Annotated in this window: 11 protein-coding genes, 1 tRNA gene and 2 pseudogenes; 11 read left to right on the forward strand and 3 right to left on the reverse strand. The window is 59.7% G+C overall.

Going from position 1 to position 11742, the window contains the following annotated elements; translation table 11 throughout:
* Positions 1-68: 68 nt before the first annotated feature.
* A complete protein-coding gene (locus WBR57_RS04295; RefSeq protein WP_424082442.1) occupies positions 69-1148 on the reverse strand; it encodes a 3-deoxy-7-phosphoheptulonate synthase in 1080 nt (359 codons plus the stop codon).
* 619 nt (positions 1149-1767) lie between these two features.
* Between WBR57_RS04295 and WBR57_RS04300 the strand changes: the two genes are divergently transcribed.
* Together WBR57_RS04300 and WBR57_RS04305 are read left to right on the forward strand one after the other, a co-directional pair.
* Entirely contained in the window at positions 1768-2517 is a 750-nt protein-coding gene (locus tag WBR57_RS04300; RefSeq protein WP_424082444.1) for a carbon-nitrogen hydrolase family protein, read from the forward strand.
* Positions 2518-2964 (forward strand): GNAT family N-acetyltransferase, encoded by a 447-nt coding sequence (locus WBR57_RS04305; protein ID WP_424082446.1) that lies wholly within the window; start codon positions 2518-2520, stop codon positions 2962-2964.
* A gap of 35 nt (positions 2965-2999) precedes the next feature.
* Here WBR57_RS04305 and WBR57_RS04310 read toward each other — a convergent pair whose 3' ends face one another.
* Positions 3000-3239, reverse strand: a complete 240-nt coding sequence (locus WBR57_RS04310; RefSeq protein ID WP_424082448.1) for a DNA-binding protein — start codon at positions 3237-3239, stop codon at positions 3000-3002.
* Positions 3240-3320: 81 nt separating this feature from the next.
* Between WBR57_RS04310 and WBR57_RS04315 the strand changes: the two genes are divergently transcribed.
* The 7 genes from WBR57_RS04315 (at position 3321) to WBR57_RS04345 (ending at position 8302) form a co-directional block, all read left to right on the forward strand.
* Positions 3321-3686: a helix-turn-helix domain-containing protein gene (locus WBR57_RS04315; RefSeq protein ID WP_424082450.1), complete on the forward strand. Its 366-nt coding sequence runs from the start codon at positions 3321-3323 to the stop codon at positions 3684-3686.
* A gap of 151 nt (positions 3687-3837) precedes the next feature.
* A complete protein-coding gene (gene gacA / locus WBR57_RS04320; protein ID WP_017530522.1) occupies positions 3838-4479 on the forward strand; it encodes a response regulator transcription factor GacA in 642 nt (213 codons plus the stop codon).
* A 1-nt stretch (position 4480) separates the two neighbouring features.
* The gene (uvrC, locus tag WBR57_RS04325; protein WP_424082453.1) at positions 4481-6304 is read left to right on the forward strand and encodes an excinuclease ABC subunit UvrC; all 1824 of its coding nucleotides are present in this window, start codon (positions 4481-4483) and stop codon (positions 6302-6304) included.
* Positions 6305-6336: 32 nt separating this feature from the next.
* Positions 6337-6897, forward strand: a complete 561-nt coding sequence (gene pgsA, locus WBR57_RS04330) for a CDP-diacylglycerol--glycerol-3-phosphate 3-phosphatidyltransferase (protein ID WP_012723427.1) — start codon at positions 6337-6339, stop codon at positions 6895-6897.
* A 63-nt stretch (positions 6898-6960) separates the two neighbouring features.
* Positions 6961-7036, forward strand: a tRNA-Gly gene (locus WBR57_RS04335).
* A gap of 237 nt (positions 7037-7273) precedes the next feature.
* Entirely contained in the window at positions 7274-7522 is a 249-nt protein-coding gene (locus tag WBR57_RS04340; protein ID WP_424082456.1) for a CsbD family protein, read from the forward strand.
* Positions 7523-7801: 279 nt separating this feature from the next.
* Complete coding sequence (locus tag WBR57_RS04345) at positions 7802-8302, forward strand: hypothetical protein (RefSeq protein ID WP_424082458.1); 501 nt, start codon at positions 7802-7804, stop codon at positions 8300-8302.
* A gap of 165 nt (positions 8303-8467) precedes the next feature.
* Here WBR57_RS04345 and WBR57_RS04350 read toward each other — a convergent pair whose 3' ends face one another.
* Positions 8468-9511 (reverse strand): LLM class flavin-dependent oxidoreductase, encoded by a 1044-nt coding sequence (locus WBR57_RS04350; protein ID WP_424082460.1) that lies wholly within the window; start codon positions 9509-9511, stop codon positions 8468-8470.
* Between the two features lie 344 nt (positions 9512-9855).
* Between WBR57_RS04350 and WBR57_RS04355 the strand changes: the two are divergent.
* Positions 9856-10740 (forward strand): annotated as a pseudogene (locus tag WBR57_RS04355) (cache domain-containing protein); the annotation flags it as partial.
* A 309-nt stretch (positions 10741-11049) separates the two neighbouring features.
* A pseudogene (locus WBR57_RS04360) lies at positions 11050-11646 on the forward strand (methyl-accepting chemotaxis protein); the annotation flags it as partial.
* Positions 11647-11742: the final 96 nt, after the last annotated feature.

Raw genomic sequence — 11742 nt, forward strand, 5'->3', positions numbered from 1 at the left:
ATCACGAGTGGCGCCTGGCGCAGATCCGCTGTGGGATGCGATTTGCCCCCACAGTAGATCGTCATTGGTCACGCGATTGAGTGTTGCGCGCGCAAACGTTCTGCGGCGTTGCGCAACAGCTGCTCGGTGCCGTCCCAGCCCAGGCAACCATCGGTCACCGACACGCCGTATTGCATCGACGCGCTCAGCGGTTGGCAACCCTCGAACAGATGGCTTTCGAGCATCATGCCGATCAACGAGGTGTCGCCTTGCAGGCGCTGTTCCAGCACGTCATTGAACACTGCCGGTTGACGCAGCGGGTCCTTGCCACTGTTGGCGTGGCTGCAATCGACCATGATCCGCGCGGCGACCTTGGACTTGGCCAGGTCGTGTTTCACCTGCGCCACGTGCTGCGCATCGTAGTTCGGCCCACGGTGGCCGCCGCGCAGCACCAGGTGCGTGTCGGGGTTGCCCGGGGTTTGAATGATCGCCGGGTGGCCCTGGCTGTCGACGCCGAAGTGGCGGTGCGAGTGGGACGCCGAGCGCATCGCGTCACAGGCAATCGCGACGCCGCCGTCGGTGCCATTCTTGAACCCGACCGGCATGCCCAGGCCGCTGGCCATTTCGCGGTGGATCTGCGATTCGGTGGTGCGTGCGCCAATCGCGACCCAACTGAGCAGGTCATCGAAGTAGCCGGCAGCCATGGGTTGCAGCAGCTCGGTGGCGACCGGCAGGCCCAGGCGCAGCATTTCGCGCATCAGCTCGCGGGACAGGCTGAGGCCAGCCGCCATGTCATCGCTGCCATCCAGGTGCGGGTCGTAGGCCAGGCCTTTCCAGCCGATGGTGGTGCGTGGTTTCTCGACGTAGGCACGGATCACCAGCAGCATCTGGTCGCTGACTTCCAGGGCCACCTTCTTCAGGTTGCGCGCGTATTCCATGGCCGATCCCGGGTCGTGGATCGAGCACGGGCCGACGATCACCAGTAAGCGTGAATCTTCGCCATTGAGGATGGCGCGCACGGCTTGGCGATGGGCGTGGATCTGTTCGTTGAGGAACGGGCTGAGGGGCAGTTGGTGCTTGAGCTCTAGAGCGCTGGGCAGACGCTGGGTCAGGGCTTCATTGGCGCTGATCAGGTTCGAAACGGGCAGGGCGGCGACGGAGGAGTTCATATTCAAGGCTTCCTGGGCAAGCGGCGGGCTGTTCCCGCACGCTCTGCCCTACTGGGGTGTTCGACAAAGGGCCGTATTGGCTGCGTGTGTTGGCTTGCCACCAATAGGTGACCGATCGGAGGCGGCAGGCTGTCCCGAACGGAGCTGGCTAAATCGCCATGCAGTGCAAGTGTCGTAGCGGTAATAAGTGGCGTGGTTCATGTCGTGAGTCCTTTTAGTGTTGGGTGCGAAGCAAAATTGATCAGGGCTGAAAAAACAAAACCCCCGGTCGGGGAGCCGACCGGGGGTTAGATTTCTCTGGTAGGCGACCCCTTGAGTAGTGGGCGCCGATTTCAGGTATCAGGCGCGCCAGTGGCTAAACCAATACCCAAAATAAAAGCTGACCAGTGCGCTCGAACCGTTCACACGGGCAGCCGACACCGAGCGCGTGGCGCTGGCAGCAGGGCAAGCCTGAGTGTGGGTGAGTTGCAACATGGTAGCTCTCCAAATGATGGGGGGAGCTTACTCGAGGCGCGCAGGAGGTTTCAATCAGTAATTTCTATTGTGTGGGGGTACTTACGGCTATGAGTGACTGGCGATATGCTGTTCATACTTAGACATTGATTGCTTGGACGCGACCATGACTGCCTTGACCCTTGCTGCTGCCCAAACCCTTTCCATTGCAGGCGACGTGCCGGCGAATATCCAGCGGCACCTGGCATTCATGCGTGTGGCGGCGGAGCACGGTGTGCAATTGCTGGTGTTTCCGGAACTGTCGCTGACCGGGTACGAGCCGTCTTTGGCGGATGAGCTGGCGATAGCGCCCGAAGACGCGTCGCTGACACCACTGCGCGACATGGCGCGCGAGTTGCGTTTGACGGTGATAGTGGGGATGCCGATTCGGCTCGCGCCGCATGCGGGCGTACTGATTGGCGCCTTGATACTCGGGGCGGACGGTTCACTCGGCGTCTACTCCAAGCAGCACCTGCACCCCGGTGAAGCGGTGGCGTTTACAGTCGGGCAGGGCGGGGCCGCCCTCGAGCTCGCAGACGAACGCATCGCACTGGCCGTGTGTGCGGACTTTTCCCACGCCGGCCATCCACGCCAGGCAGCTGAGGCCGGCGCCAGTGTGTATGCGGTCGGGGCGCTGGTCAGTGACGGCGGTTACGCCGCCGACAGTGCGCTGCTTCAGGGCTACGCCAGCGAGCATCGGATGCTGGTGCTGATGGCTAATCACGGTGGCCCATCGGGTGGCTGGAACTGCGCCGGACGCAGTGCAATCTGGGGGGCTGATGGCAGCTTGCTCGTAGCCGCACCGGGTACTGGCAGTGCGTTGGTCATTGGCCGCCGCGAAGGCGGGTGCTGGGCTGGCCGAGTGGTTGCGCTCTAAATGGCGTTCCATCTGCGTGCCGCGACGAGCCGGGACCTGCCATTCGCGCGGGCACTGACCCATGAAGCAATGAACAGCTACTACAGGCAGTACGGTTTGTTGTGGTCTGACGGTGGCTTCGATGTCGGCTGGGGCGATCGCGAAAATTGGCTGATCTGCAACGATGATGCTGTGATGGGCTTTATCAGCCTGAGTCGAGACAGCCAGGCCCTGTATATCCGTGAGCTGCATATGCTCGAATGTTTTCGCAAGCAGGGGGCGGGCAGTTGGGTGCTGGACCAGATGGCACGCAAGGCAAGCGCTCAAGGCTTGGGGCTGCTGCGTTTGACGGTGTTCAAGACCAACCCGGCTAGAAGGCTGTACCAGCGCCAGGGGCTGAACATCGTGGGCGAAGAGGATTGCTTCTGGCGCATGGAGCGCGAGTGTCGCGGCGGGGCATCGGAGTAAATCAGGCACGTCCTGTGAATAAGCGCATACTGCCTTCAGGAAACTACTTCTCTATCGCTGTGCTGGGCGGCAGGCTCGTCCAGGATAATCCCTTCTTTCATGCCCAACAGGACCGCCACCTTGTGGGCTTCTCCACGCCGTCCCTTTTTACGCCCCGCGAGCACTTGATAGGTGGTAGCCGGATCAACCCCGTGCTCGCGCGCGAACGCTTGAACTGATTTTCCTTGATGTTCCAACCAAGCCTTGGCTTGTGCAGCAGTGCGAATACCGGGCATAGTTCAAAACCGTTCAAGTTTGTGTAAAACGAGATGAGTGTGTCACCTCTTGGGGTGTGCCAGATAGGATCATACATCCAAATGAGTGGAATCGGTTCGCGTTTAAGGCAAGAAAGGGAGCGACTCGGCTTGTCGCAAAAAGTATTTGGTGAAATAGGAGGCGTTGAGGCCAACGCGCAAGGCAAGTATGAAAACGGTGGTCGTGCACCCAAGGCCGACTATTTGTCCCGTGTCGCCGAAAGAGGAGTGGATATCCTTTATGTATTGACCGGCAGCCCAACGCCGAGCCAGGTGGATAACCTCAGTCATATCGAAGAAAAAGTGCTGGGCAACTACAGGGCAATGTTCAAGGAAGACCAGGATGCAATCCGTCGCCTGACCACGACCTTGGCCGAGCATTCAGCAATACAGAACGGAAAACCCAAGCCGCAGCCCCAGGATTCCTGACCTTTTACCCAGGAAACAGCGCAGTTCGCCCTCCGGCGAACGGGCGCAGCGCGTTGAAACTCTATATATATGACACTTGCAACTAGGTCTGCGCCTTGGTTTTTTGCTAAGGTGTTCAGCAACCTATAAGACCATATCGCGAGGTGTCTGCTTGATTAGGGTGCTAGTAGTCGATGACCATGATCTCGTTCGTACAGGCATTACACGAATGCTGGCTGACATCGATGGCCTGCAAGTAGTCGGCCAGGCCGAATCGGGTGAGGAATCCCTGATCAAGGCCCGGGAGTTGAAGCCCGATGTGGTATTGATGGACGTCAAGATGCCGGGTATCGGCGGTCTGGGTGCCACGACCAAATTGTTGCGCAGTCATCCAGACATTAAAGTCGTGGTGGTGACTGTGTGCGAGGAAGATCCGTTTCCTACTCGCCTGTTGCAAGCGGGTGCGGCCGGTTACCTGACCAAAGGCGCCGGCCTCGCGGAGATGGTGCAAGCCATCCGCCTGGTCTTTGCCGGGCAGCGTTATATCAGCCCGCAGATTGCCCAGCAGTTGGCCATCAAGTCTTTCCAGCCCACCAGCGACTCGCCGTTTGATGCGCTGTCGGAGCGGGAAATCCAGATCGCCTTGATGATTGTCGGCTGCCAGAAAGTGCAGTCGATTTCCGACAAGCTGTGCCTGTCGCCCAAGACCGTCAATACCTACCGCTATCGCATATTCGAGAAGCTCGCTATCAGCAGTGATGTTGAATTGACCCTGCTCGCGGTGCGCCACGGCATGGTGGACGCCAGCGCCTGACATGACCACACCGTTTGATCCAAGTGCCTTCCTCTCGACCTGCAGTGGCCGCCCCGGCGTGTACCGCATGTTCGACAGCGAGGCGCGCCTGCTTTATGTCGGCAAAGCCAAGAACCTGAAAAACCGCCTTGCGAGCTACTTTCGCAAGACCGGCCTGGCGACTAAAACCGCCGCGCTGGTGGCGCGTATCGCCCAGGTCGAAACCACCATCACCGCCAATGAAACCGAGGCGTTGCTGCTTGAGCAGACGCTGATCAAGGAGTGGCGGCCGCCTTACAACATCCTGTTGCGTGATGATAAATCCTATCCGTACGTGTATTTATCCGACGGAGCCTTTCCGCGCCTGAGCATTCATCGCGGTGCGAAGAAGGGCAAGGGCAAGTATTTCGGGCCTTACCCCAGCGCCGGTGCGATCCGTGAAAGCCTGAGCCTGCTGCAAAAAACCTTTTTCGTGCGCCAGTGCGAAGACAGCTTCTACAAGAACCGCACAAGGCCCTGCCTGCAATACCAGATCAAGCGCTGCAAGGCGCCCTGTGTGGGGCTGGTCGAGCCTGCGGAATACGCTGAAGATGTGCGCCACTCGGTCATGTTCCTCGAAGGTCGCAGCAATGCGCTGACCGATGAGTTGTCGGGCGCCATGGAGCAGGCTGCCAGCACCCTGGATTTCGAGCGCGCAGCCGAGCTGCGTGACCAGATCTCGTTGCTGCGCCGCGTTCAGGACCAGCAGAGCATGGAAGGCGGCACCGGTGACGTGGATGTGATCGCCGCCTTCGTCAACCCGGGCGGCGCCTGTGTGCACCTGATCAGCGTGCGTGGCGGGCGCGTGCTGGGCAGCAAGAACTTCTTCCCGCAGACCGGTATCGACGAGGAGGTGGCCGAAGTCATGGCCGCGTTCCTTGGCCAGTATTACGTGAGTAACCCCGAGCGCGACTTGCCGTCCGAGCTGATTGTCAACGTGGTGCATGAAGACTTCCCGGCACTGATCGAAGCCATTCACGAATTGCGCGGCCGCGAACTGGACATCAGCCACCGCGTGCGCGGCACTCGTGCGCGCTGGCAGCAATTGGCGGTGACCAACGCCGAACAGGCCCTGGGCGCGCGCCTGGCGAATCGCCAGCACGTCGCCGCACGTTTCGACGCCCTCGCCGAAGTCCTTAACCTCGACGAGCCGCCCCAGCGCCTCGAGTGTTATGACATCAGTCACTCCAGTGGCGAGGCCACGGTGGCGTCCTGCGTGGTGTTCGGGCCGGAAGGGCCGATCAAGTCCGACTACCGGCGCTACAACATCGAAGGTGTCACCGCTGGCGATGACTATGCGGCCATGCACCAGGCGCTGACGCGGCGTTTCAGCAAACTCAAAGACGGGGAGGGCAAGCTGCCGGATATCCTGTTGGTGGACGGCGGTAAAGGTCAGCTGTCCATGGCCCGGGATGTGCTCAACGAACTGGCGGTACCCGACCTGATCCTGCTCGGCGTGGCCAAGGGCGCCACGCGCAAGGCCGGGTTCGAGACGTTGTACTTGAATGATGCTGCCCATGAGTTCACTTTGAAGGGCGACTCACCCGCGCTGCACTTGATCCAGCAGATTCGCGACGAAGCTCACCGTTTCGCGATTACCGGCCACCGCGCCCGGCGTGGCAAAACCCGGCGAACCTCAACCCTGGAAGGGGTGGCAGGTGTTGGGCCGACACGTCGGCGCGACCTGCTTAAACATTTTGGTGGCTTGCAGGAGCTATCCCGTGCCAGCATTGACGAAATAGCCAAAGCTCCCGGTATCAGTAAAAAGCTCGCTGAGTTGATTTATGCAAGTCTGCACAGCGAATAGAATGCCTTTCCACCTCGTAGCCAGTTGTGCCGATGAATATCCCTAATCTGATCACCGTTCTACGCGTCCTGCTTATTCCGATTTTCATTCTGTTGTTCTATTTGCCGTACGAATGGAGCTACATGGCCTCCAGCTCGGTGTTCGCTTTCGCCGCTGCTACCGACTGGCTCGACGGCTACCTGGCGCGCCGCCTGGAACAGAGCACGCCGTTCGGCGCGTTCCTCGACCCTGTGGCAGACAAGCTGATGGTGGCGGTGGCCCTGGTCCTGCTGGTGCAGGAACACGGCAACCTGTGGCTGACCCTGCCGGCCGCGGTGATCATCGGCCGCGAGATCGTTGTGTCGGCCCTGCGCGAATGGATGGCCGAAATCGGCGCACGCGCCCACGTTGCCGTCTCTAACATGGGCAAATGGAAAACCGCCGCACAGATGCTTGCATTGGTGATCCTGCTGGCCAACCCGTCGGACTTCACCTTCTGGGTCCTGCTCGGCTACGCCTTGCTGCTGATCGCCGCCGGCCTGACGTTGTGGTCCATGCTCCAGTATTTACGCGCCGCCTGGCCTCACCTGCGCACCACCGTTGAAAAGAAATAAAACTTTTTTGAATCAAGGGGTTGACGGGGGTTCTGGATTCTATAGAATGCACACCACCAAGACGCGGGAATAGCTCAGTTGGTAGAGCACGACCTTGCCAAGGTCGGGGTCGCGAGTTCGAGTCTCGTATCCCGCTCCAAACACAAAAAAAGCCACTCAATAGAGTGGCTTTTTTTGCCTGCGATTTGATGGCCCAAGCCGCGCTGTTGGCAAATGCCCCAGGTGTTATCGACCGGTCCGCGCTTCTGGCTGCCTGATGCCCTGCTGCTCATCCACTTTGAACTAATCATAACGCCCATGTCCCTAATGCTGTGCAGCTAGCCCTGGCTCGGGTCGACCCTGAGCTATCTCATTACACGCAAAGGTTTGGTGAATCATGAAGAGTGAACAAGTAGAAGGCGTTGCAGAAAAACTCGCCGGTAAGGCGCAGAGCGCGGTGGGTAAGTTGCTGGGTGATTCGAAGGTTGAAGCTGAAGGTGCTGGTCGCCAAGCTGCGGGTCAGCTGACTCAAACCTATGGCGATGCACTGGACAGCGTATCGACCTTCGTTAAAGAGAAGCCAGTGGCCGCCATTGCAATCGGTGCAGTCGCCCTGTTGGTGCTGGACCGTCTCCTGCGTCGCTGAGTCAGAAAGGGCGGCCCTCCGACCGTCTGCCGTTACTCACCCTTGTACTCCCGGCGAGTGCAAGGGCTGTGATTATGCCATTGAATTTGTGGCATTTATGACAAGCTTTTTCTCGTCATCTGGTTGATTTTTTACTATTATCGGTAGTCTGCGCACTCAAGGAAGAGAGGCTGAGCGCCTTGAGTCTGGTAGAAACGTTGCTCAATCATTGAATGAGTTATTACCTTTACCCAGAACGTATCGACTCAGCCGTCCATAACGACCTCTTTGGTGAGACCGATGAATAAGATTTGTGGCATTGTTGTATTGGTAGGACTCGCCCTCTCGGGATGCGCTACGAAAACTCCAGAAAAACCTAAAGTCGCTCCACCCCCTGCCGTTGTCCAGCAAACACCTCCTGAGCCCGCGACTCCGACACCTGCAAAACCGCCGGTGCAATATAAGTCTGCGTCTGCGAATGCCAGTGCTGAGGCCCCAACGCCTGCCTCGCCTGAGATCGCTCAGCCAGAATCAGAGACTGACCTGAACCAGAACCGCGCCGAACAGTGCCGCAAAGAGATCGATGTATTAAAGGTTTATAACAAAGCGTCTTACGATAAGTACGAGGCGGAATACCAGGCGATTGCCAGCAAGACTGGTAAATACATGCAAATCAAAGACTCCATGAGTGCAGATATAAACTATATGGTTCTGCCGGCCTATCAATTCCAAATTCGTGAGTTCTGCTTCCGAGTTAAGACCCGCCTGTCGGAACTCGTGCTTCGCCAAGCCAGACAATGATTCCACACCGGGCCGCGTCTTACGCCAGTCAAGCAAGCGCTGAAATAGCCTTCCACCGCTGGTGAAATACTCGCCGTGAGTTTCGTTTCCCGTTGCGGACACACAAAAAATAGCCACTCGATAGAGTGGCTTTTTTTTGCCCGCACTATTCAGTCCAGATCCCCCTCAACGAAACGCCGGCACCACGTGCTTGATAAACAGCTCCAGGGATTTTTTCTTTTCTGCGTGGGGCAGGCTGTTGTCGCACCAGAAGCTGAATTCGTCGACGCCCAGCTCTTTGTAGTACTGGATGCGCGGGATGATTTCTTCCGGCGTGCCGATCATCGCGGTTGTGTGCAGGCTCTCCAGTTCGAACTCCGGGCGGCCGGCGAATTTCTCTTCGGGGCTGGGTTCGAGGAAGCCGTTGACCGGTACGGATTTGTTGCCGAACCAGGCATCGAAGGTGCGATAGAACCTGGCGATCGCCTTGGCCCCGACTTTCCAGCCTTCCGGGTCGTCCACGGCGTGTACGTGGGTGTGGCGCAGCACCATCAGTTGCGGGCGTGGCACGTCCGGGTTGTTGTCGAGGGCGGCCTGGAATTTGTTTTTCAGGTCGAGGACTTCTTCGTCGCCTTTCATCAGCGGTGTGACCATTACGTTGCAGCCGTTGGCCACCGCGAAGTTATGCGAGTCCGGGTCGCGGGCGGCGATCCACATCGGCGGGTTGGGTTGCTGGATCGGTTTGGGCACGCTGGTGGAGGTGGGGAATTTCCAGATGTCGCCGTCGTGGGCGTAGTCGCCTTTCCACAGCGCGCGGACCACCGGCACCATTTCGCGCAGGGCCTGGCCGCCGCTGGAGGCGGGCATGCCGCCGGCCATGCGGTCGAATTCAACCTGGTAGGCGCCACGGGCCAGGCCGACTTCCATGCGCCCGTTACTGATCACGTCGAGCAAGGCGCATTCGCCCGCCACGCGCAGTGGGTGCCAGAACGGCGCAATGATGGTGCCGGCGCCCAGGTGAATGGTGGTGGTCTTGGCCGCGAGGTAAGCCAGCAATGGCATCGGGCTGGGCGAGATGGTGTATTCCATGGCGTGGTGTTCGCCAATCCATACGGTGCTGAAGCCACCGGCCTCGGCCATCAGGGTCAGTTCGGTCAAGTCTTCGAACAACTGGCGATGGCTGACACTTTCATCCCAACGTTCCATGTGTACGAACAGGGAAAACTTCATGGCGCTTACCTCGGATCTATTGTGATCGGCCTGTCGACTGCGGGCCCTTAAATGCTCTCGCCAATGTGAAGCGTGCCGGCAATGACGGCTGTTCGGCGGATTGATTGTTGGTATACCATAATACGGGATATCCGCAAAACTTTTCTCTCCAACGGTTGCACCCTCACCTCACAAGGAAGGCGAGCTCGATGAACATAAAACAAAAACTGATCCTGGCGTTTGCGGTGATTGCCAGCCTACCGGTAATCCTGGTGGCGGTGATAATCATCCTCAACGTGCGCCATGAAGCACGCGACGGCTTTGTCGACAGCAGCGGGCGGGAGATCCGCCAGGTCGACAACGCCATGCAGCTGTTTTTCGAAGGCATCAGCCAGAACGTCGCTTACCTGGCTGCGCACCCGCAATTGCAGGGTATCAATGGCGACGTGAAACGCTACCTGGCCAGCGATGCGGCGCAAGTCGCCCCGGGCGAGCGCGACCAGCAACTGTTCACCTTGTTCGAGGGCCTGGCCAAGAGTCACTCGGCCTACACCTATTTGTCCCTTGGCACCGAAGACGGCGGCTATGTGTTCTGGCCGGGTGACCCCAAGCTGGCCGGCTACGACCCGCGCACGCGGCCGTGGTACAAGACGGCCATGGCGCAACCGGGCAAGACCCTGCGCACCGAAGCCTATTATTGGGCCGCCGATGATGTGGTGCTGGTGAGCACCGTGCAAAGCTTCAACGACCGCCAGGGCAAGGCGAGCGGGGTGGTGAACATCGACGTTTCGCTCAAGCAACTGACTGATCTGGTCAAGCAGATCAAGCTCGGCGACAGCGGCTACCTGATGCTGATGGAGGCCAACAACACCGTGCTGGTTGATCCGCATGACCCCTCCCACAATTTCAAGCCGTTGGGCCAGTTGGGTGAAGGCTATCGGCAGTTGAGCGAGGCCGGCGAGGGCCTGGTGCAGGTCGAGCTGGCGGGGCAGCGCTACATGGCGCTGGTGTGGCCATCCAAGGCGTTGGGCTGGCGGTTTGTAGGGCTGGTGCGCGAGAGTGAAGTGATGGCCGGCGCGGCCCGCCTGACCTGGCTGATTGCCGCCATCGCGATTGCGTGCGCGGCGTTGTTCGCGGCGGCGGGGGCCTGGTTTGCCGGGCTGATCGTCAAGCCGATTCGTGGCGTGGCCAGCGGCCTTGAAGGCATCGCCCAAGGCGAAGGTGATTTGACCGCGCGCCTGGAGGTGAAGGGCCGCGACGAGACGGCGCAACTCGCCGGTTGGTTCAACCAATTCCTTGAAGCCATCCGCACACTGATCCAGCGCATTGGCGAGGCCGCTGGGCAGATCCACAGCAGCTCCGGCAGCGCCACGGAGGTCTCGGTGGAAATGGCCGAAGTCGCCGGACGCCAGCGCGAGGCGGTGGACATAGTTTCCACGGCGTTTCATGAAATGGTCGCCACCTCCAATGAGGTCGCACGCTCCTGCAGCCAGGCCGCCGACTCGGCCGACAACGGCCAGCGCCAGGCTCACACCGGGCAGCAACAGATCGACGCGGCGGTAAGCAGTGTCGGGCGCTTGAGCGAAGAAATCGGCCACTCCGCCCAGGCCATGGAGCAGTTGGAAAAAGACAGCAACGACATCCAGTCGATCCTCGGCACCATCCGCTCTATCGCCGAGCAGACCAACCTGCTGGCGCTCAACGCCGCCATCGAAGCCGCGCGTGCCGGCGAGCAGGGCCGAGGGTTTGCAGTGGTGGCGGACGAAGTGCGCGCACTGGCCAAACGCACCGCGGATTCCACCGGTGAAATCGACGGGCTGCTCGGCAACCTGGCGCGCCGCACCCACCAGATGGGCAAGCAGATGCATGCCAGCCTTGAGGTGTCGCAGGAAACCGTGGTGTCGATCAATGATGCGCGCGCCAGTTTTGGGTTGATCCGTGAGTCGGTGGACGTGATCCGCGACATGAACACGCAAATCGCCACGGCTGCCGAAGAGCAGCATCAGGTGGCTGAAGACATCAATCGGCATATCAGCCAGATTCACGGGGATGCGCAGTTGGTGGCGAGCCTGGCCGAGTCCACGCGTGGGGATGCGCAGCAATTGACGGCGTTGTCGCAGACGTTGAATCAGTTGGTCAGCCGGTTTCGCACCTGAGTGCATGGGGCTGACATCCTGCAAAACCACGGTGGGAGAGGGCTTGCTCGCGAATGCGGTGGATCAGTGACAGACGCATAATCTGACACGCCGCAT

Source organism: Pseudomonas sp., from assembly GCF_049590575.1.
Lineage (GTDB): Bacteria > Pseudomonadota > Gammaproteobacteria > Pseudomonadales > Pseudomonadaceae > Aquipseudomonas.